The 22786-nt window shown below is 36.4% G+C and carries 18 protein-coding genes; 8 read left to right on the top strand and 10 right to left on the bottom strand.

The genetic code is table 11. The features are described from left to right. The first annotated feature begins 42 nt into the window (after nucleotides 1-42). Both B3C16_RS10745 and B3C16_RS10740 read left to right on the top strand, forming a co-directional pair. Nucleotides 43-1578: a YifB family Mg chelatase-like AAA ATPase gene (locus B3C16_RS10745; RefSeq protein ID WP_291131523.1), complete on the top strand. Its 1536-nt coding sequence runs from the start codon at nucleotides 43-45 to the stop codon at nucleotides 1576-1578. A 142-nt stretch (nucleotides 1579-1720) separates the two neighbouring features. Further along, nucleotides 1721-2053 (top strand): hypothetical protein, encoded by a 333-nt coding sequence (locus B3C16_RS10740; RefSeq protein ID WP_291131521.1) that lies wholly within the window; start codon nucleotides 1721-1723, stop codon nucleotides 2051-2053. A gap of 25 nt (nucleotides 2054-2078) precedes the next feature. Here B3C16_RS10740 and B3C16_RS10735 read toward each other — a convergent pair whose 3' ends face one another. From B3C16_RS10735 to panB, 8 genes are all read right to left on the bottom strand, one after another. Then, nucleotides 2079-3428: a hydroxymethylglutaryl-CoA synthase family protein gene (locus B3C16_RS10735; protein ID WP_291131520.1), complete on the bottom strand. Its 1350-nt coding sequence runs from the start codon at nucleotides 3426-3428 to the stop codon at nucleotides 2079-2081. Between the two features lie 158 nt (nucleotides 3429-3586). Continuing rightward, nucleotides 3587-4444, bottom strand: coding sequence for a KPN_02809 family neutral zinc metallopeptidase (gene ypfJ / locus B3C16_RS10730; RefSeq protein ID WP_291131518.1), 858 nt, complete (start codon nucleotides 4442-4444; stop codon nucleotides 3587-3589). A 13-nt stretch (nucleotides 4445-4457) separates the two neighbouring features. Beyond that, on the bottom strand, nucleotides 4458-8414 hold the full coding sequence (locus B3C16_RS10725; RefSeq protein WP_291131516.1) for a PAS domain S-box protein: 3957 nt from the start codon (nucleotides 8412-8414) through the stop codon (nucleotides 4458-4460). Between the two features lie 106 nt (nucleotides 8415-8520). Continuing rightward, the gene (locus B3C16_RS10720) at nucleotides 8521-9852 is read right to left on the bottom strand and encodes an aldehyde dehydrogenase (RefSeq protein ID WP_291131514.1); all 1332 of its coding nucleotides are present in this window, start codon (nucleotides 9850-9852) and stop codon (nucleotides 8521-8523) included. Nucleotides 9853-9910: 58 nt separating this feature from the next. Further along, the gene (locus B3C16_RS10715; protein WP_291131512.1) at nucleotides 9911-11257 is read right to left on the bottom strand and encodes a hypothetical protein; all 1347 of its coding nucleotides are present in this window, start codon (nucleotides 11255-11257) and stop codon (nucleotides 9911-9913) included. Between the two features lie 80 nt (nucleotides 11258-11337). Then, entirely contained in the window at nucleotides 11338-12027 is a 690-nt protein-coding gene (locus tag B3C16_RS10710; protein ID WP_291131510.1) for an RluA family pseudouridine synthase, read from the bottom strand. A 25-nt stretch (nucleotides 12028-12052) separates the two neighbouring features. Further along, nucleotides 12053-12406 (bottom strand): four helix bundle protein, encoded by a 354-nt coding sequence (locus tag B3C16_RS10705; protein WP_291131508.1) that lies wholly within the window; start codon nucleotides 12404-12406, stop codon nucleotides 12053-12055. A 41-nt stretch (nucleotides 12407-12447) separates the two neighbouring features. Further along, on the bottom strand, nucleotides 12448-13266 hold the full coding sequence (gene panB / locus B3C16_RS10700; protein WP_121315012.1) for a 3-methyl-2-oxobutanoate hydroxymethyltransferase: 819 nt from the start codon (nucleotides 13264-13266) through the stop codon (nucleotides 12448-12450). A gap of 126 nt (nucleotides 13267-13392) precedes the next feature. On the opposite strand from panB, the gene B3C16_RS10695 reads away from it, so the two are divergent. From B3C16_RS10695 to B3C16_RS10675, 5 genes are all read left to right on the top strand, one after another. Next, on the top strand, nucleotides 13393-13899 hold the full coding sequence (locus tag B3C16_RS10695) for a hypothetical protein (protein ID WP_291131505.1): 507 nt from the start codon (nucleotides 13393-13395) through the stop codon (nucleotides 13897-13899). Between the two features lie 87 nt (nucleotides 13900-13986). Beyond that, nucleotides 13987-15150, top strand: coding sequence for a sigma-54-dependent transcriptional regulator (locus B3C16_RS10690; protein WP_121313141.1), 1164 nt, complete (start codon nucleotides 13987-13989; stop codon nucleotides 15148-15150). A gap of 60 nt (nucleotides 15151-15210) precedes the next feature. Further along, nucleotides 15211-15831: a DEAD/DEAH box helicase gene (locus B3C16_RS10685; RefSeq protein ID WP_121313142.1), complete on the top strand. Its 621-nt coding sequence runs from the start codon at nucleotides 15211-15213 to the stop codon at nucleotides 15829-15831. Nucleotides 15832-15900: 69 nt separating this feature from the next. Further along, nucleotides 15901-16116, top strand: a complete 216-nt coding sequence (locus B3C16_RS10680) for a putative signal transducing protein (RefSeq protein ID WP_121313143.1) — start codon at nucleotides 15901-15903, stop codon at nucleotides 16114-16116. Next, on the top strand, nucleotides 16117-16428 hold the full coding sequence (locus tag B3C16_RS10675) for a hypothetical protein (RefSeq protein WP_121313144.1): 312 nt from the start codon (nucleotides 16117-16119) through the stop codon (nucleotides 16426-16428). On the opposite strand, the gene B3C16_RS10670 is transcribed toward B3C16_RS10675, so the two are convergent. Continuing rightward, nucleotides 16421-17644, bottom strand: a complete 1224-nt coding sequence (locus tag B3C16_RS10670) for an MFS transporter (protein ID WP_291131501.1) — start codon at nucleotides 17642-17644, stop codon at nucleotides 16421-16423. The two genes, B3C16_RS10675 and B3C16_RS10670, sit on opposite strands and share 8 nt — an antisense overlap. Nucleotides 17645-17742: 98 nt before the next feature. Further along, nucleotides 17743-20982, bottom strand: coding sequence for a reprolysin-like metallopeptidase (locus B3C16_RS10665; RefSeq protein WP_291131499.1), 3240 nt, complete (start codon nucleotides 20980-20982; stop codon nucleotides 17743-17745). A gap of 145 nt (nucleotides 20983-21127) precedes the next feature. Here B3C16_RS10665 and B3C16_RS10660 point away from each other — a divergent pair, with 145 nt between their 5' ends. Next, the gene (locus tag B3C16_RS10660) at nucleotides 21128-22762 is read left to right on the top strand and encodes an ABC-F family ATP-binding cassette domain-containing protein (RefSeq protein ID WP_291131497.1); all 1635 of its coding nucleotides are present in this window, start codon (nucleotides 21128-21130) and stop codon (nucleotides 22760-22762) included. The last annotated feature ends 24 nt before the right edge of the window (nucleotides 22763-22786 follow it).

The following is a 22786-nucleotide window of genomic DNA, read 5'->3' as shown; positions in this document are numbered from 1 at the left end:
TTTGTAACTATTTTATTATTTTTATTTAATAAATAGTAAGATATGTTGGTAAAAGTCTTTGGAAGTGCCGTCTTTGGTGTTGAAGCAACCACTATAACGGTGGAAGTCAATATTGATAAAGGTGTTGGTTATCATTTGGTTGGTTTGCCTGATAACGCTATCAAAGAAAGCAGTTATCGCATTGCCGCTGCGCTAAAAAACAACGGTTATAGTTTACCGGTAAAGAAAATCATTATCAATATGGCGCCAGCCGATTTGCGTAAAGAAGGTTCGGCATACGACTTGACTTTGGCCATCGGTATTTTGGCAGCGACCAACCAAATCAAAGCAGATGAAGTTGATCAATACGTCATTATGGGTGAATTGTCACTTGATGGCGGTTTACAACCGATAAAAGGCGCTTTGTCTATTGCAATTAAAGCCAAAGAAGAAGGATTTAAAGGTTTTTTTCTGCCGATACAAAATGTAAAAGAAGCGGCAATCGTTACGGGTTTAGATGTTTACGGAGTGGAAAATGTATTGCAAGTCATTGATTTTTTTGAAGGCAAAGGAACGATTGAGCCGACAATTATTAATACACATGACGAATTCAACAAAACCTTAGATTTCCCGGAATTTGATTTTTCTGATGTGAAAGGGCAAGAAAGCATCAAACGGTGTATGGAAATTGCGGCAGCCGGTGGTCATAACATTATTTTGATTGGTCCACCTGGTTCCGGGAAAACGATGTTGGCCAAAAGATTGCCCAGTATTTTACCGCCAATGACCGTAAAAGAAGCTTTGGAAACTACTAAAATCCACAGCGTTGCCGGTAAAATAAAAGACGCCGGATTGATGAACCAAAGACCTTTCCGAAGTCCGCATCACACAGCTTCGAGTGTTTCTCTTGTTGGCGGCGGCAGTTACCCGCAACCGGGCGAAATTTCCTTAGCGCACAATGGTGTTTTATTTTTGGATGAATTGCCGGAATTCAAACGAGAAGTTTTAGAAGTGATGCGCCAACCTTTAGAAGACCGTGAAGTGACGATTTCGAGAGCCAAATTTACGATTACTTATCCATCATCATTTATGTTGGTAGCGAGTATGAATCCGAGTCCGGGTGGTTATTTCAACGATCCCGATGCGCCTGTTAGTTCGTCACCAGCGGAAATGCAACGGTATTTAAGCAAGATTTCCGGACCATTGTTAGATAGAATTGACATTCACATTGAAGTCACACCGGTGCCTTTTGAAAAACTAACCGAAACCCGTCCGGCAGAAAGCAGCGTATTGATTAGAGAAAGGGTGACGAAAGCCAGAGAAATTCAATCACAACGTTTTGTCGCATTGGACAACATTCATTACAATGCGCAAATGACCACGAAGCAAATTAGAACTTGGTGTGCTTTGGATGCCGTTTCGTTACAGCTTTTGAAAACTGCGATGGAAAGATTAAATTTTTCCGCCAGAGCCTATGACAGAATCCTAAAAGTAGCGCGAACTATAGCCGATTTAGAAGAAGCCGAAACGGTGAGTTCCAATCATATTGCGGAAGCGATTCAGTATAGGAGTTTGGATAGAGAAGGTTGGTTGGGATGATTTAGTTTTCAGCCTCAGTGTTGAGTATAAGCATGTTTTTTTAAATCTTTTTTGCTAATTGTTAATAACTTAAATTAAAATTAAATTAAAACCCAGTCTCAATTACTATAATTGTTACATACACTTTTTAAAAACAAAGAATATGAAAAAATTAGAGTTATTATTTCCTGACCACAAATACATTATCCATTATTTTGATCAAGAAGCAAAGCAAGCAATTGATACATTTGATAGATATTTCGCTTTAAAAACTTATTTAATTCCATTTAGAAATATAACTGAATCACAAGCTAATGAAGTTTATGTTTCAACTAAATATCAATTAGTAAATGAAATAAGTAAAATAACGAAAGAAAACAATCAAGTTTATGATGATATTAAATACAAATTTGAAGCAACAGCAATCGCAGTTGATTATAAATTGGATAATGTTAATATCAATTGTTTTTTGATTGAATTTAGATTAGATGATTAGGAATAACTAATTCTTAAAAATTATTTTAAGTATATTTATAATGCCTAGCGCCAACCAAAACCGGATTTTCTTTCTCAATCGAATCCAAATAAAATTCAGTTGTAGGAGCTAAAATCGAATGTTTTAATTCCTTTTTGTGGAGTTTTTCATAAGTTATAAAATCAATCGCTGTGCATTGTTCCAAAGTTTCGAAGAGTTTTACTTTTTCAATTGCCGATTGCCATTCAGGGGAAACTTCCGCTTCAAAAACTTTTGATTTAGAACCACTTCCGTAAGCAATGAACCCGAATTTTTGATTGGACAAATCTGATTTTTGTTGGAAATGATAACACAACGTAGACAACAATCCTAAGAAAATAGAACCGGTGTAAATATTACCAATTTGACCCGAGGCAATTTCGGAAGGCAAAATCTTTTCATTGACTAAAGCTAAATATTCTGCGCTTTTGGCTAAAGCTTTGATTTTATCTTTAGTCGTTTCTCCGATTTGAGCTTCTAATAATTCCGGATTTTCATTAGCAAAAATTTCGATAAAAGTTCTTCGACCTTGAAAACAATAGGGAAGATGCATTAAAATGTTTGCCCAGTTTTCATAGATTTTTCCACTTTGGTGGCTTTCGGATTTGTAATGGTCGTAGGCTTCCGAAATTCTGTTGATATAACATTGATTGGAATATTGTCCGTCGAAAACTGGTTGCTCTTTATAAATGGCGATTTCACTTTCTAAGACACCATGCCATTCCGGATTATGGTCTAATTGCAAAGCTTCTTTGCTGACCGTTCGTCTGGGTTTAAAGAAATCGAATACGCCTTGGGTTGAAACGCCAACTTCATTTGAAAAACTTAAAATTCTCGGTTCAGAAGTGATTAACATCGCAATTGCACCAGCGCCTTGAGTGTATTCTCCGGTCGAATTTAAGTCGTATTTGGCATTGTCAGAGGCAATTACCATCGCTTTTTTGGTTGGATTTAACCGAACGTAATCGAGGCAATTTTGCAACGCATCAATTGCGCCGATACAAGCAAAAGTCAAATCGACTACATCGCAATTTCGGAAACTGTCTTCGCCTAAGACATTTTCTAAATTTGACAAAACATAAGAAGCTACCGGTTTTGAACTATCGATGCCGCTTTCGGTTCCAACGTAAATTCGGTTGATTTCTTTTGGACTCAAATCCTCTTGTCGAATAAGCTTTAAAGCCGCATTTGACGCCATGGTTACCACATCCTGATGAATATCGAGGAAACTCATTTTGTGCAACCCCAAACCTTTAACAAGCTTGTCGGCTTCAATGTTTCTGTTTTCGGCTAAAGTGGTTATTGGAAGGTATATTTGCGGAATATCAAATGCGATACTGTCTATGCCTGCTTTCATTTATTTTCGATTTTTGATCTGTAAAATTAAAAAAGACAACTTCAAAATGAATTGAAATTGTCTTTAAAATTAGGGTATCAAACACGATTTATGATTAATTCAAAAAAGAGGACTTTAAATTTTTGAATTGTGATTTTTGCTAAAAATAACTGATTTTTTTAATCCAAAAGTGCTGAGAACGTATCGCCTTGTTTAATGTTGCCTGAACTATAGCCTTTTTTGAACCAATACATGCGTTGTTCAGACGTTCCGTGAGTGAAACTATCAGGTTTGACTTGACCTTGCATTTTGCTTTGAATAGCATCGTCACCAACGGCATGAGCTGCACTCAAAGCTTCTTCAATATCGCCTTCTTCTAAAAGGTTTTTATTGTAATGTGCCCAAACGCCTGCATAAAAATCGGCTTGTAATTCTAGGCAAACGGATAATTTATTGGCTTCGGTTTCGCTTTTATTTTGTTGCAATTGTCTCACTTTTCCTGAAGTTCCCATGATGGTTTGTAAATGATGTCCCATTTCATGAGCAATCACATAAGCAATGGCAAAATCGCCTCCTTCTGCTCCAAATCGGGTTTTTAGTTCTTCAAAGAAACGCAAATCCATATAGATTTTTTTGTCTCCGGGACAATAAAAAGGTCCAGAAGCTGATGTGGCACTACCGCAAGCAGTGTTTACACCATCATCAAATATAACCATTCCCGGTTCTTCAAAGTCCATATTATTTTCTTGGAAGATTTTGGACCAAGTTTCATTGTTGTACACAAAACACGCCTTTGAAAATTCACCAAGTTCTTTTTCTTCTGCTGATAATTCTCGGGTTTTTGTCCCTTCTGTCTGCGTTTGTGTTCCTTGGGTTTGTTCTATTATATTGCCTATCGTTTGTCCGGTTTCGCCGCCAAACATGTTAAGTAACAAAACTATAATTCCTATAACGCCACCACCTAAAAGTGCTTTTCCGCCACCTGACATACCTCTTCGGTCTTCAAAATTGCCGCTCTCTTTTTTTTGCCATTTCATGATATTTGTGATTTTAGTTTAACTTCATTAAATCTTTAATAATTCTTTCTAAAAGTTCTTTGTCTATTGGTTTTGGAATGTAATCGTTCATGCCGTTTTCAAGACATTTTTCTTTTTCACCAATAACTGTTCCTGCGGTTAACGCTATGATTGGAATATTTTCTGCGTTTGGCAATTGTCTTATGGCCACAGTCGATTCATAGCCATTCATTATTGGCATTTGAATATCCATCAAAATTAAATCGGGGACTAAAGTTTGTACTTTATCAACCGCTTCTTTACCATTTGCGAGTTCGATAATTTGGGCATTGGGCAAAATTTGTTTGACTAGTGTTTTAGCCAAAAGCATGTTGATTTTGTTGTCTTCTACTATAAAAACAACTTTGTCCGCTGTAGTGATAACTTTTGAAGGATGATTTGGTTTAGCCGAATTATCAATTGATTTATTGTTTTCTGTAGACAAATTTGAATAGGTTACGTCTAATATAAAACTAAACTCACTTCCTTTATTAGGTTCGCTGCTTAACTCCAGTTTGCTATTCATCAAACTTAAAAGTTGGTTTGAAATGGAAAGTCCTAAACCGGTTCCGCCAAACCTTTTAGAAGTAGAATTGTCTTCTTGTGAGAATGCCTCAAATATTTTTAATTGGTTGCTTTTTTTGATACCAATTCCGGTGTCTTTTACTGAAAATTGTAATTGAACGCTGTCTTCGTCAATTAATTTGAATGTTGAAATTGATAAGTCAATACTGCCTTTTTCGGTAAATTTCACAGCATTACTCAACAAGTTAATTAAGATTTGTTTCAGGCGAATGTAATCTACCCAAATGTATTTTGGAACTTCTTTTCCAACAATTAAATTGAGTTTCAGATTCTTGAGATTGGCTTCATACTGAATCAAATCGACTACTTGGTTCAGCAATTCGGTGATATTTATTTTGTCGACTGTGAGTTCCAATTTACCCGATTCTATTTTAGAGAAATCAAGGATGTTATTAATTACTTCCATTAAGGAATTGGCCGATTGGTTGATGGTATCCATGTATTTTTTCTGGATATTTTCCAAATTGGTATTCATCAACAATTCTGTAAAACCTATGATTCCGTTCAAAGGTGTTCTGATTTCATGACTCATATTGGCTAAAAATTCCGATTTGGCTCTATTGGCGGCTTCGGCATAATTTTTAGCTTTAATGGCTTCTTCAGCTTCCATTCTGGTGGTGATGTCGATAAAAATTCCAACAATGTATACGATTTCATTGTCTTTGAAGATGGGTTCACCAAATTCTTCAACCCAAATTGATTGTCCTGATTTATTGACTATTCGGTAGATTAAATGAATTTTTTGTTTGTTTTTAAACAATTCATCAGCTTTATCTTTAACAATATTAATGTCATCCGGATGTACTAAATCTATATAGAATATTTTATTGAGCAGGAAGTCTTCTTTAGGATAACCGGTCAGTTTTTCTATTTCGTCATTGAGATAAATTTTAGACCATTTTTCATCATATTTAGAGAGATGAACCGTTCCCGGAATGTTATTGGCTAAAAGCCTGAATTTCTCTTCACTTTCTTTAATAATGTCTTCGTTAATGTTTCTTTCAAAAGCGGAAGAAATGTTATTAGCCAATGATTGCAAGATTGTTATTTCGTCTATAGACCATACTCTTTCTAAAGTGGAGTCATCGAAAACTAGAAACCCATGCATTTCATTTTTTACAAAAATAGGAAGGAATAAAACTGATTTGATGTTTAGAGCTTCTAAGAAACTTTTGGTTGTGTCGTCTTTTATTTTTTTGACGATTGCAGCATAGTAATAATCGTCAATTAAAAAATTTTGTACATATGAAAGCAATCCCGGACTGATATTTTGTAGTTGTGGATTAGGTTCTGTAAAGCCTTTTTCAGCAGCAATCCAACGCAATCTTTGGTAATAATTATCTTCTTTTACATTTTTTGCGAAAAAGGATATCTTATCTACTTTTAGCACGTTTCCAATTTCATTGACGATGCCTTTCAGGGTTTCATCAGTATCTTTGTTGAGTAGGAACTTATCAATGTTTTTACTGATTACCGTAAGGATTTCGCTCTTATAGGACAATTTTTTATCCGATTCCAATAGCAATTGCGCCTCAATGGCAATGGCGATCAAATCGGCAATAGAGCGCGCAAAGTTGATATCTTCATTGTCCCATTCGAAAGCGATGTCTGTTTTTTCGAAACACAGAATTCCAATTATTTTACCGTTGATAAATATGGGTGTATCAAGCAACGACATAATGCCGTTTTTTGGAATATAATCATAACAAAGTTCTTGGGTAATAGTGTTGTTATAAACATTAGAAGCGACAATTTGCATACCGGTTTCTATGTTGTCAAAATAGTTTGGATAAGTTTCTTTGCCTAGAAAAAAGTTCTTTTCAAAGCGATCACTTTTTAAGTAATAAATACTATCACACTTTAATCCTTCCGGAATATATGACCAATAACCAACCCTATCTATGGAACAATTGGTTGAAGCTACTTTCAGTATGTTTTTAAGAATTCCGTTAAATGTATCTTTGTTAGAATAACTTTGAGAGGTTAATATTTTCAGTGTTTCATTGTGAATTCTAACTTTTTTACTGCGATTGTAATGTTCAATTTCTAGATTTTTAACCAGTGTAATGTCTCGGGCAATGGCTGAATAGCCAATGACTTCTCCAAAATCATTTCTTTTTAAAGTCACTTTCTGCGAAACCCAAATCGTTTCTCCGTCTTTTTTTAGCAACGGAAAAACCAAATCATTGTATTCTTGATTTTCTGGTATTTCTTTGTAAAAATCGGTTACATAATCAAGATAATCAGCTCGAACAAACTTGGAAAAATGCTTGCCCAAAATATCTTCCTTTTCTGAAATAAGTGTTTTGACAGCAAATTGGTTGACATAAGTTACGATTGCATTCAAATCAATTTCATAGATTAAATCGGCTGCTGATTCGATCAAACTTCTGTATTGGTCTTTGATTTTTACTTGCTCTGTAACATCTTGACCGATTCCAATGACCACATTGTCAGAGTATTTTTTGTCTTTCCACTGGATGAATTTATAATCTCCGTTTTTGCATTTTAGTTTTCGAATATAAGTGCGATCATCTACAAAACTTTTGTGATATGCTTCTCCAATAAATTCAGGATCTTCGGTCAAATTCCAATAGCCCATTCCCAAAACTTCTTCTACAGTGTATCCCAAAATAGTTTCTACAGATTTGCTGCAAAAAGAGAGTTCTCCTTTTTTATTAGTGGTTATAATCAGTGAATTTCCATTGTTAACAATGATGTCGGAAAAAAGAAATTTATTTTTTGTTTCTAATAACGCTAGGTGTCTTGAAATATGAATGGCTACAGTCGAGAGAAAGGTGCAAACCAACAAAACAGTCAATTTGGTTTCAATTAACTCAGTTTGGTAACTAAAGAGTAAAAAAATAAAAATGCTTAAGACAAAAATCCAGTATTGAAGAATGTTTCTGATTACAAAATAAGAAAGAAAAAAGGCAACGATAAAACTGGCGTAAGAGATTAATTCAAATGGTTTAAAAAATAAGTGGTAGCCAATGTAGCAAAAATAACCAAAGTAAAACAACGGAAAAAAGATAGTGATGCGCTTGTAGAAATAGTCATATCGACTGCATAGAAAATAGAACAGTAACATCGTTGCGCCAACCGTAAAATTGATGATGACATGATGTGTAACTCTTAATTCAAAAATATCAACTATCGTTTCAATTAAAGGAATAGTGATACCAAAAAAAAGAAAATAGATACGAAATTGTTCTTCCTTGGGTTCAAATTCAGAGTATTTCTTGCTGAGATTTAGTTTTTTTTGTAAAGTCTTGTGAATAGCTACGTAAAACAACAAAGAGATAATCAATAATAAACAGATTATTATATAGCTATTGATATTGGCAAATGAAAAAAGATAATTCAATGTATAGTAGGTGTTTAACCAATTAAACAATTTAAATTTAAAATAGAAACTTTCGCATTAAATATACACAAAAATAAAAACTCTGTTCACTTTTTAAAATCTTAATTTAAGAAAACCAATTTAATAACTTTTTCATTGCCGTTATTTTGCCTTTATAGGGTGCATATCTTGTTGGAATGTCGAGCCAATTGGCTTTTTTTACCATCGCTTTTTGATGCGAAAAAAGAGTAAAACTTAACTTGCCGTGATAGGCACCAATGCCACTTTGACCAACGCCTCCAAAGGGCAAACGCTTGTTGGCAAAGTGAATTACGGTGTCATTGATACAACCACCACCAAAGGAATATTTCGAAATTATTTTGTGAGCAAAAGTTTTATTTTTGGTAAAAACATACAGTGAAAGTGGTTTCTCATATTGGGTTATTATTTGTTCCAAATCGGCTTCAGAATCATAACTCAAAATTGGCAGTATTGGTCCGAAAATTTCTTCTTTCATGACCAAACTTTCTAAGCTTGGATTGTCCAATAAAGTAGGAGCAATATAAAAATCTTTTGAGTTTGCTTTTCCACCTAAGAGAATGGTTTGGTTTTCTAAAAATGAAACTTGTCGCTTCCAGTTTTTTTCATTGATGATGCGAGGAAAATCAGGCGATACTTCCGGATTTTCTCCGTAAGCCAAAATAATTTCTTCTTTGAGAAAATCGATCAATTTTGGTTTTATACTTTGGTGAACCAAAAGATAATCCGGTGCAATGCAAGTTTGTCCCGCATTCAGAAATTTTCCCCAAACGATTCGCTTGGCAGTCAATTTTAAATTGGCACTTTGCTCAATGATACACGGATTTTTGCCACCTAATTCCAAAGTAACCGGCGTTAGATTTTCCGCAGCAGCTTTGGCTACCATTTTTCCAACGGCAACACTTCCGGTAAAGAAAATATAGTCCCAGCGTTTTGCCAATAATTCTTGAGCGATATTAATTCCGCCTTCAACACATTCCACATGATTTTCATCAAAGCTTTTGCTGATGATTTTAGCGATGATTTTTGAAGTATTCGGAGTCAATTCCGAGGGTTTTACTACGACTTGATTTCCGGCAGCAACGGCGGCAATTAATGGCGCTAAAGCCAGTTGGTACGGATAATTCCAAGGTGCAATAATGAGTACTTTGCCGTAAGGTTCTTTATACAAATAATCGGTAGAAGGAAAATTTAAAAAAGAAGGCAAAACCCAAGTAGGTTTTGCCCATTTATTGATATTTTTAATCGTATGGTTTAATTCAGCTAAGACATAGCTCGTTTCGGTTACCACTGCTTCAAAAGCCGGTTTTTTGAAATCATCATACAAAGCCTGTATGATTTCGGCTTCTTGCTCCTGAACGGCTTTTAGTAATTTCAGTAACGATTGTTTTCTGTAATTGATATCCGTCTTAAAAATCATGGTAGGTTCTATTAGCTAGGCTAATATAGGATTTTTTAGCAGACAATGTTATTTTTTATTATAGAAATGCCCAACGGAATCCGGTGTAAATATCACCTTGTTTGCTGTCGCTGATTAAGGCTGATACTAATGAACTTGTTCCAAGATAGAAACCGCCTAATCTGAATCCGAAGCCAACATTAGTTCCCGATATTTCATTGAAAGTAACCGGAACATAAGTTTCAAAGAAACCTAAATTTACTCTCGGTGTAATGCTGAAAATATTCGGAACGGTGATTTGGCTATTGCTCGAATCTTCATTTATTTTCTGTTGTAAATAAGCTGTGATATAAACTTTCGGAACCAACTTGAAATCAGCATAAGTCGAAAGCACCGTTGGTAATTTTACTTTAAAATCAGTTTGACCGCTGGTTTGCGTTAAATAACCATTGTCAGTAAGTATTTGCTCTACATCTCTCAGGCTATCAACATTTTCAAATGAGCTCAAATCCAAACCTTGTGGGTTTTGTGTATTGGGTTGAATGTCTAAAACATAATTAGTAGACGAATTGTTGTCTTCTTTGAAAGTCATGCTTCCAATGTTTCTGATGGCTAAGCCAGCATTTAATTTATAGTCTTTTCCTTTTTTCCATTGGTAATTAAACCCGATATCTCCGGCAAAACCATTTAATCCTCCAAAAATGGATTTGCTGTAGTCATCAAAATTGGTAAAACTTTCCGCCAAATTTCCCGAATAAGCAATGTTTAAAGTCGCAGGCGAATTAGTTGTCAAATATGCACCTGAAGCATTTTCATTAACGGTTCCGTTGAGGTTGCTCAAACCAAAATTGGAATAAGATCCCGGAAATAATATTTTTAAAGTAACGCCGGCACTGAATCGGTGGTTTTCAGTTTCAAAAACGGTTCGTGCTGCAGACAAACCCACTTCTCCGTAAGAAGTACCACTTAACCTTTGATTGCCGGGATTGTCTAAAAGTGTTGTGTTTAGAATAAAATTGTCATTGGTAATTGCATTTCCAATGGTTGGATCAATATCTACCATATCAAATTTGGCATGCGCTTTTGTAGTAATGGCGAATCCCCATTTTTGCCAACGCATAGCAAATCCGGGGCCGAGAATTTCCGCGTCCACACGAGCATTTACAGGGCTAGAGCCTTGAAAAAGCAGTTGCTCAAAATCGGTATCCGAATTAAAATCACTAAAAGCAATTTTGTTATTGGCTACATTAAAACTCAAGCCATAAATATTGACTTCAAATTTTTTAGACAAATTGGCTAATTCAGCCGGATTGATATTGGCATTTAAAATACCAACTCGATTAGAAGTGCTGATACCCGAAAAATGGTCTTGAGCAAAAGTGCTTAGTCCAATAAGCAGACTTACGGTTAAAATGATTTTCTTCATACTAGATTGATTTAGGTTTGTAACAGTTGGATTTTCAATAACCCTAACGTAACTATAAACGTAAAAGTAGTTATTTTAGTTTACAAAGCATTCCAAATAACTTCATTTGGTGTTGGCGCAATGATTTCAAGGGTTTCTTTGGTAACCGGATGGATGAAAACCAATTTTCGAGCATGAAGATGAATGCCACCATCGGGATTACTTCGATCGAAGCCATATTTTAAATCGCCTTTAATTGGACAGCCGATTGCGGACAATTGTGCTCTGATTTGGTGGTGTCTTCCGGTGTGAAGATTGATTTCTAAAGCAAAATAGTTGTTGAGTGCGGAGATGATTTTATAATCCAAACTCGCTTTTTTGCTTTCGGAAACTTCTTTGAGATGCGCTTTAGAAGTGTTGTTTTTTTCGTTTCTTTTCAGAAAATGAACTAAATTATCTTCTGTTTTTGGTGGTTTGTTTTTCACGACAGCCCAATATGTTTTTTGTGTTTCTCTGTTACTAAACAATTCATTCAAACGTGTCAAAGCCTTGCTGGTTCTGGCAAAAACAATAATGCCTGTCGTCGGTCGGTCTAATCTGTGAACCACTCCCAAAAAGACTTCTCCGGGTTTGTGGTACTTTTCTTTGATATATTCTTTGACGATTTCTGAAAGCGGTTTGTCACCGGTTTTATCACCTTGAACAATATCGCCTACACGTTTGTTAACCACAATGATGTGATTGTCTTCGTGAAGAATTTGGAGATTATCTTTGGTGGAAACTATTTTCAAAATCGATTGTTAGATTTATAGATTGTTAGATTTTTAATGAAGAACGAAATTTAGATATCATTTTGATGATTGTGTCTAAATCATTAACTAATTTATCCAACTCTAATTGATTGATATAACCTAAATCAAAAGCTATCAATAATTGTGTTTCGATTTCATAAATTGAACCAATTGCAATTTCAAGAAATCTAGAAAAATCTTTGTTACTGCTTCTTGAACAACCTTCTGCAATATTTGAAGGAACTGAAACCGAGGCTCTCCTTAATTGATTTGTTAATCCAAATTTTTCGTTATCAGGAAAATTTGCAGTTGTAGCATAAATATGTGAACAAAACTGCCGGCTTAATTTCCAAATTTCCAAATCTTTAAATCTGTGCATCTCTCTAATAATCTAAGAATCCAACAATCTAAAAATCCAAATTAATATTGCTCACTCGAATTAGGGAAATCACTTGACTTTACATCAGCCACATAATTGCCAATAGCCGAAGTCATTTGCTCGTATAAGTTTAAATAACGGCGAAGGAATCGAGGACTAAATTCATTGTTCATGCCCAACATATCGTGAATTACCAATACTTGTCCGTCAACACCGCCGCCGGCACCAATTCCGATTACAGGAATCGAAATCGTCTTAGCTACTTTCTCTGCTAAAGAAGCGGGTATTTTTTCCAAAACCAACGCAAAACAGCCTATTCTCTCTAACAATTTAGCATCTTCAATTAGCTTTTCTGCTTCGGCTTCTTCTTTGGCGCGAACGGTATAAGTTCCGAATTTGTATATAGATTGTGGAGTCAAACCCAAATGACCCATTACCGGAATTCCGGCATTTAGAATGCGTTTGATACTTTCTTTTATTTCGCTTCCACCTTCTAATTTTACTGCATGACCGCCGCTTTCTTTCATGATTCTAATCGCAGAACGCAAGGCTTCTTTTGGATCTGATTGGTAACTTCCAAAAGGCAAATCCACCACAACCAAAGCTCTTTCTATGGCTCTTACCACCGAAGAAGCATGATAAATCATTTGGTCCAAAGTAATCGGCAAAGTAGTTTCGTGTCCGGCCATTACGTTACTCGCAGAATCGCCCACCAAGATTACATCAACTCCGGCAGTATCGACAATCTTCGCCATGGTAAAATCATAAGCAGTAAGCATCGATATTTTTTCGCCATTGGCTTTCATGTCAAATAATGACTTTGTAGTGATTCTTTTGTAATCTTTTTTTGCTGTAGACATCGTTGTGTTTTTAAAAAGTAAAGTTAATAAAAAGGAATTGTAAAATTTGACCAAATCACTTTCTTACGGACAACAAAGGTGTAACTATTTTTTTAAGTGATGTACTAATTTGAAAAAAAAGTAGTTATGGAAACTAATAGAAATTGGAAAAAGCTAAGCGAGGAAAAGTATCTTTTTTACGTTGGTGAAAAGAAGATAGGCGAATTAGAGTATCAAACCTCTAAATGGAACCGCTCTGCTATAATTAATATTGAAGGGCAACTTTATTCCATTCAACATTCAGGTTTTTGGAAAAGCAAATTGCAGATATTGAATTACAAGAGCAATGTGGTTTTAAAAGCGTATTCCGAAAAATGGTTTTCCAGCCAAACGACAATCGAATATAAAGGTGTTAAGCTTCACCTCAAAATTAGAAATAACCCTTTGGCAGAGTTTGTGATTATTAATGAAGCTTCGGAATTGCTTTCTTATAGTTTGGAAACCAATGGCGGAACGGTTGTTACCAACATAATTTCGTTACCGGAAAACGATGATTATTTGTTGGATTTTCTACTTTGGTATCTATTCCAACCCATTGCTCAGGAAAATGCAGGCGATAACCTGGTTTTTCAAAGTTTACTAATGTCTTTATAAACCAATAAAATTACTTGATTCTTGTATTTATATAGTGATAAAATGCTTTACATGCTTAACTTTGCATTCTTATCAAATTAATCAAAAATGCCGAAGATATTAATTATCGAAGACGAAGCCGCCATCCGAAGAGTATTAATCAAAATACTTTCAGAAGAGAGCGATACCTATACTGTTGAAGAAGCCGAAGATGGAAAACAAGGTTTTGAAAAAATCAAAAATGAAGATTACGATTTAGTCCTTTGCGACATCAAAATGCCTAAAATGAGCGGTGAAGAACTACTCGAAGCCGTAAAAAAAATCAAACCCGAAATTCCAATGGTGATGATTTCCGGTCACGGTGATTTGGAAACGGCTGTTAACACGATGCGTTTAGGTGCTTTTGATTATATTTCAAAACCACCTGATTTAAATCGACTTCTTAATACTGTCCGCAATGCTTTGGACAAAAAACAATTGGTCGTAGAAAATAAAATCCTCAAGAAAAAAGTTTCTAAAAACTACGAAATCATCGGCGAAAGCGAACCTATCAATCAAATCAAACAGATGGTTGACAAAGTGGCGCTGACTGATGCTCGTGTTTTGATTACAGGACCAAACGGAACCGGAAAAGAATTGGTTGCCCATCAATTACACGAAAAAAGTGAAAGAGCTGCTGCGCCAATGATTGAGGTCAATTGTGCTGCGATTCCGTCTGAATTAATCGAAAGTGAATTGTTTGGTCACGTAAAAGGAGCGTTTACTTCCGCCGTAAAAGACCGTGCCGGAAAATTCGAAGCTGCCGATGGTGGAACCATTTTCTTAGATGAAATTGGTGATATGAGTTTGTCAGCGCAGGCCAAAGTATTGCGTGCGTTACAAGAAAGTTTAATTCAAAGAGTTGGCGCCGATAAAGACATTAAAATCAATGTGCGTGTCGTTGCGGCAACGAATAAAGATTTGAAAAAAGAAATTGCCGAAGGTCGTTTCCGAGAAGATTTATACCATCGTTTGGCGGTAATTTTAATTAAAGTACCTTCGCTAAATGACAGACGCGATGACATTCCTTTATTGATTGAACATTTCGCGGTAAAAATCGCTGAAGAGCAAGGAAACGCTCCAAAATCATTTTCCAAAGACGCCATTAAATTATTACAAGAGTACGATTGGACCGGAAATATACGCGAACTGAGAAACGTAGTAGAACGCTTAATTATTCTTGGTGGAAGTGAGATTTCTGAAACTGATGTAAAACTATTTGCGAGTAAATAAAGAGATAAGGGATTAGGCAAAAGTCTATTCCCTTATCCTTTTTAACTTATCCCTTAAATAATGAACTTAAAAAAAATAAACCCACAACTCCAACAAGCACTCATCGAACACGGTTTAACCGAAGCCAATGAAATGCAACAAGAGACTTTTTCAACCATCAAAAGTGGTGCAGATGCCGTTATTCAATCACCGGATGGAACCGGAAAAACGACGACCATTGTTTTAAATGTGATCCAACGAATGGAGAAATCCATAGGTGAAAGCACCAGAACTTTAATTATTGTAGAAAACAAAGAGCGTGTTTTGGAAATGGAAGAGCTATTTTTGAAATTCGGTACTTATACAGATTTAAGTATACTCGGGGTACATGAAAAAGGTGATATCGATTACGATAAAAATGTGATTTCAATGGGTTTAGATATTCTTATCGGAACACCAAACAGAATCAACGCCATGTTTGCTTCTGCCGGATTTAATATCAATACCGTAAAAATGTTTGTTGTAGATGATGCTGACATACTTTTCCGTTTGCGTCATGATGCGATCATTCAACGATTGATGATGAGTGTTGAAAAAACACAACGAATTTTCTTTTGTTCTCAAATCACCGAAAGGGTAGAAGTACTGGCTGAGAAAGTCATGATTGAACCGCTTTTCTTTGAGATGGAAGAAGAAGCGTAGTGATCAGTGCTCAGTTTTTAGTGATCAGTAACTCATAACTTATAATTCATTAACTCATAACTAATACAAATGGGACTTATAAAAATATTTTCAGGAGAAGCTATTCTCGCCTTTACTTTAAAAGAAAAATTGGAAGAAGCCAGTATCAATGTGGTCATCAGAGATAACAATCAGGCGAATGTAATTCCGAGTATTCAAACGAGTAAACCCGTGGAATTGTTTATTCACGAAATTGATTACGGCAAAGCCAATCCGGTAATTGAGGAGTTCCGATTGAGTATTTAAATGAAAAAAAGAGTTGAAATAATACCATTCCTTCTTTTTGCATTGACCATCTTGGTTTTAGACAGGTTTTTATTTTTACCCGGCAGAATGGAAGGAACATGGGATTATGAACAAGGTACTTTTATAGGTAATCCGATTTCGTTTACTTATAACATTGATATCGTCGATAACTTTGAAATTAAAATTCAAGACGATAAAAAATTGGATTCTTTTTATCTCGTTGGCTGTTATTTTGGGAACTTATATTTGTTGAACAAAGAGACCTTAGAATACACTAAATATGTCAAGTTTGAAAGAAGTGATTCTATTTAAAAATCTTCAACTTAAGTACTAGCAAAGAAATAAATACCCCAAAAACGCCAATTATCGCAAACGAATATCTTAAACTCGTCAATTCTGCGATAAAGCCAATTAATGGCGGACCAATTAAAAAACCAAGAAAACTAATACTCGAAACTATCGTTAAGGCTATTCCTGTTGGTACGTTTTTATTATTTCCTGCGACATTGAAAATGATGGGTACGACATTAGAAACGCCAAAACCAACCAACATAAAAGCAATCATACACGGAATCATATAAGGCAATAAAACCGCCATATATAATCCGCTTGAAATTACTAAACCACTGATGATTAGGATTTTTTTGGCACCATATTTTCCCACTAAAATATCACTCAAAAATCGTCCCGAAGCCATGCTAATCATAAAGGTAGTATAACCCAAAACCACCAAAGCGCCCGGAGCTTTTATAATTTCCTTGAAATAAACGCCACTCCAATCAAACATGATGCCTTCGCTCGCCATACCACAAAAACAAATCACACCCAACCACAATAAGGTTTTATCCGGCTTCTTCCAAAAAGAATAACTCGATTTTTCTTCTTCTTGCTTTGATTTGGCTTTGATGATGTATTTGTAATTGGTTAAAAGGATAATCACTACAAATCCAAAAGCCACTAAAAAATGTTGAAATGGTGTTAGTTTAAAGGCCAGCATTAATAAACCCACCAAAGCACCACAAAATCCGGCCAAACTCCACGAACCATGAAATGAACCAATGATAGGTTTGTCAAACAATTGTTGGGTATAAACACCTTGTGTATTCACAGCAATATTGCAAAAATTGCCAAAGAAGCCGAACAAAAATAATCCGTCGGCCAAGTGCCAACTCGTCGAAGCTAATCCTAATAATGTCAAACAAATAGCATAAAAGAATAATCCTAAAATAGCAATATTTCGGCTACCGTACTTAGTAACAATTCTACCCGAAAAAGGCATTGCTACCAATTGACCAATCGGTAAAGCAAAAAGCATTGTTCCCAATTCAGCTTCGTTTAGTTGCAACATCGATTTCATGTCCGGAATGCGACTTGCCCAAGTGGAAAAACAAAATCCCATACCAAAGAAAAACAGTGATGTTGCCAATCGAACCCTATTGAGATAAGATTTTTTGGCTTTTCTAAAGCTTTTTTTAATCTTGGCTTTGGGTAAAATTTTACTCAGGAAACTGTAATCTATTAAAGGCATATCTTCAAATCTTAGTTTAAAAGTAACCAAAATATTTTTGAAAATAATGCTTTCAATAGACTAGTTTAACTTACTAACCAATTACAACGTTATCGTTATTATTTTACCACGAATTTTTTTACTGCCTTTGTTCCGTTGCCTGATAATTCAATCAGGTACATTCCGGCTTGTGCTTCCAACTGAATATTTTCTATCCAATTCCCGCCATTTAAAATCGGTTGGTGATGGTAAATTTTACGCCCTCGCATGTCATAAACGGCCAATTCATATAATCCTGTTAGGTTGTTAGCTTCAACGTTAAATGAACCGTTGTTCGGATTTGGATAAATGGTAAAATCTATCGCAGTAATAAAAGTTGGTGTTGACAAGGCTGGTATTACATGGCAAAGATTCAAGCTCCATGAATTAATGAAACCGCCATCCTGTGGAAATTCATCAAATACTTCAAGTTGCCAGGTTCCAAAACTTGGTTCACCAGCCAGCGTGCTCAATAGTGTTTCAGGTTTTATTGTTCCTGAAATTACAGGGCTTGTTCCATTGCAAGTTAAAATGACTCCACTATCCGCAAAAGTGGCCTCAGCATCATCGGTATCGCCGCATTTGTGACTAAAGAGATTGATTACCGTTCCGGATGGACTAATCAATTTTACAGCAATGTCAGTGAGCCAAGTATGCGAAATGTCAAGTGACACGGTAGCGCTTTCGACATTAAAATTTTCAGCGATATTTAAAGTGGAATAGACTGTAGCCACATCTTCTGAAGGAATAACCACAGGAACATTTGCGGAAGCAAAATCGGAGCAAACAAAATCACCCGTGGTAAATTGTGAAGTAGCACTTAAACTACCATTACAAGCGGTATTTTCCGGACGTACACTCCAGTAATATACCGTAGCTTCATTCAATCCGGTTACTGTATACGCGTTTGTTGAGGTAACCGCCGTTGAGATAATATTGTTAAACCCAGAATCAGTTGCAATTTCAATGGTGTATTGGGAAGCATTGGAATCGGCTGACCAAGTAAAATTAGGTGAAAATACAACTCCGGTTGCACCGTTGGGAGGACTAATCAAAGCCAATGTTCCAAAAGTGTTACTAAGTAGATTCAGATAAACGGATGCTGTTTTGGTAATTGAACCCGAAACCGCAGTAATGGTCAACGGATAAAAACCAACAGCAGCATTTTGTGTATTGGTTAGAGTCAAGGTAACCGTTCCGTTTTCATTAATTACAGTTGGAGTAAAAGAAGCTATAATTTCTGCAGGCATACCTGAAATTGAAAAATTGGTTGTGCCTGTAAATCCGGAAAAGGTTTCATATTCAAAGATATAGTTCACTTCAGTTCCTAAACACGCATCAACATTTTGTACACTGTTGTTTTCCAATAGGAAAGTTGCTGTTGCTGTTGATATGGTAAAATCCAGGTTCGATACATCATAGAAAATGTTTTCGTGACCGCGCACCATAATTCGATTGGCATTACCGGGTAAGTTCGGAACGGTAATCGTTTCGCTACCATCATTTGGAACATTAATGGCAAGCGGAATTGAAAAAGCAAGCCCACCATCGGTCGACAACAAAATATCTACAGTCGCGGTATTGACACCATTCGATGTTGTTCCGGCCACATCCCAAACAACGAGTTGATTAGAAGCAGCAACCCAATCCACAGTAGTATTTGGCGCTGTTATCATGAAAGGACCGGAGGTGTCAGAAACGGTCACTTTCATAAAATCTGTTGCTGATTCACCCCCATTTATATTGTTGTCACGTACAGTAAAAGCAAAATTGTATTCGCGTCCCACATTTGAAATCACTTCCCAAGTTGGTGCAAGATTGTTAGCCAAAACATCTGAAAGTTGTGGAAGATAACGCACAGGAATATCTGTAATGACCTGTGGTTTGAAATTTGGTCCTTCGGTTGCCGTTGCTAGAGGAGGCTGTACAGAAATTTGGCGGTCATATTGTTCCCACGTATAGGTTAGCGCATCACTATCATCATCTAAAGCTGTTCCGGTCAGGATGAAAGCCGTTCCTTTCGGAATAGTGTAATCCATTCCCGCGCTGATTATAGGCGGTATGTTCATATTTGAAGTGATTGCGACACAACTGCCGCCGGCACTATTAATGGTATTTCGTATTTGTGCGATACTGCCTGCGAAAAATTGTGCGTTTGAATTGCTTTGGATATTGGGATCACAAATTCCGGCATAGGCCATAATAGAACTTCCGCTTCCGGGTTCGTAAGACCAATTGTTGTCACGATTGCCACCACATTCGTTGTTAAAAGTATGAGCTGCGCCAAACTGATGACCCATTTCGTGTGCTACATAATCAATATCAAAAGGGTCTCCAACAGGGGAACCGAGACCGGTTGCACCAAATGCTTTTGCCCCTTCTGCGCATGGTTGTCCGCCGCCCAATCCACCACCGGATGTTCCTACGCCATGTCCGAAATCATAATTAGCCGTACCAATAATATCGTCAAGTGTTTCTTGTGTTTCTCCGATAAGAGCGCCAACATCGTCATTGGTTAGGTTGTCTGTATCAATAAAAATAACCTCGTCTTCATTGGGAATCAATTGCAGAAAAACCGAAAGATCACGTTCGAACATCGAGTTGACACGCGTGAGTGTAACAACAACAGCAGCCAAAACAGCGGCTTTTTTTTCTGCCAAAGGAGCTGATTGAAGTCCGGCTTGTGCAATTTGAAATGCCGAATATTCAATAGTTGTTACAATTCCTGTGCGATATGTTCTGTAAACACCATTGTCTAATGGTTGTGCGTTAATTTCATTGATATTTAATTTAGGTTGCATTTCCTCCGTATGGCATTGGAATATATGATTAGTTGTCATTCCTTCACGCAAATAACTCACGTAATATTTTCCGTCTTCTGAAAAGGGTTCAGTATATGAAGTGCCATTGTTGACCGCAAGTGTCATCGTATGAAGCCCAAATAAGGTCACGCTAAAGCGAATTATTGCCGAACGTTTTTCAACACTTTGTCCTACATACGATTTATTATCAGGATAACGGGCAGCCAAATCAGGGTGCATCACCGGTGCTTCGTAGATTCGGAAATATTGCAGTTTTCCATTGCCATCGGGAAAAGGTAAAACTAATGTAGAGATTTGGCCTCGCATGGGTGCATTTTGAAGTGCTTTTTTAAAAGTGACTAGATCGAGTTTGAAGTAGTGTTCCGTTTGCGGGATAGAAATCCGATTCTTTTTACCTGAAGCGGAGGCTTCGATTTGGGAAACTTTTTGCCATATTTCTTGGGCATTGGCATTCAAAATAAAAAGAGAACACAGTAGGGGAAGTAGGTTTTTTTTCATTGGGTGGGGTTTTGAGGTAACTAAGATAACGATTTAAGTTGAGTTTCATGCTCAAATAAAACATTGTCAATACTTGTTTCTATACTATCTTTGCACCTTCAAAAATTCAAGAAGTCTAACAATCTAAGCAGTCTAACAATCTAAGATGATTACAGTTAACGATATCTCCGTAAATTTTGGCGGAACTACTTTATTCAGCGATGTTTCTTTCGCCATTAATGAAAATGACAAAATTGCCTTAATGGGTAAAAATGGTGCCGGAAAATCAACACTTTTAAAAATAATAGCCGGTGAAGCCAAACCTTCGACCGGAAATATTTCGGCTCCGAAAGAAGCGGTGATTGCCTATTTGCCACAACATTTGCTTACGACGGATGGTGCGACTGTGATGGAAGAAGCTTCAAAAGCTTTTGGCCAAATTTTTAAAATGAAAGCCGAAATCGACGAAATCAATGAACAATTAACCATTCGCACCGATTATGAAAGCGATGAGTACATGAAATTAATCGAACGCGTTTCTGATTTGAGCGAGAAGTTTTATGCGATTGAAGAAATCAATTATGAGGCGGAAGTAGAGAAAATATTAGTAGGTTTGGGTTTTGAAAGAGAAGATTTTGCGCGCCAAACCTCGGAGTTTTCCGGCGGTTGGAGAATGCGTATCGAATTGGCTAAAATCCTTTTACAAAAACCCGATTTGATTTTGCTGGATGAGCCGACGAACCACATGGATATTGAAAGTATTCAGTGGTTAGAGGATTTCTTAATCAATTCTGCGAAAGCTGTAGTAGTGATTTCCCACGATAGAGCGTTTGTTGACAATATTACCAATCGTACCATCGAAGTGACGATGGGAAGAATTTACGATTACAAAGCCAAATATTCTCATTATTTAGAACTGCGTAAAGACCGCAGAGTTCACCAACAAAAAGCCTATGACGAGCAACAAAAAATGATTGCTGAAAATCAGGAATTTATTGATCGTTTTAAAGGCACATTCTCCAAAACATTGTCGGTGCAATCGCGTGTGAAAATGCTGGAAAAAATTGTTCCGGTAGAGATTGATGAAATTGATACTTCAGCTTTGAAATTGAAATTTCCGCCTTCGGTTCGTTCTGGGCAATATCCCGTAATTGTTAGAGACTTGCACAAATCGTATGGCGATCATTTGATTTTTAAAGATGCCAATATGGTGATTGAACGTGGCGAAAAAGTGGCTTTCGTAGGTAAAAATGGCGAAGGAAAATCGACGATGATTAAAGCCATCATGAAGGAAATTCAAATTAATGGCGGTTCAGTAGAAATTGGGCACAATGCACAGATTGGTTATTTTGCCCAAAATCAAGCATCGTTGTTAGACGAGAACGCTACTATTTTCTCGACCATTGATGATATTGCGGTAGGCGATGTTCGTACGAAAATCAAAGATATTTTGGGCGCATTTATGTTCCATGGGGATGATGTTACCAAAAAGGTAAAAGTGCTTTCCGGTGGTGAAAAAACGCGTTTGGCGATGATCAAATTATTATTGGAACCGGTGAACTTACTGATTCTCGATGAGCCTTCGAATCACTTAGACATGAAAACGAAAGACATCATCAAAGACGCTTTAAAAGACTTTGACGGAACGTTAATTTTAGTTTCTCACGACCGTGATTTCTTAGATGGTTTGGCGACCAAAGTATTCGAATTTGGAAACAAACGCGTGAAAGAACATTTTGAAGATATTAAAGGTTTCTTGGCTTTGAAAAAGATGGAAAATTTGCGAGAAATAGAGAAATAATTTTATTATCTTAGGCTGGATAAA

Origin of the sequence: Flavobacterium sp. UBA7682, assembly GCF_002482945.1 — a bacterium.
Classification (GTDB): Bacteria; Bacteroidota; Bacteroidia; order Flavobacteriales; family Flavobacteriaceae; genus Flavobacterium.
This window is presented reverse-complemented; position numbering and strand designations above follow the sequence as displayed.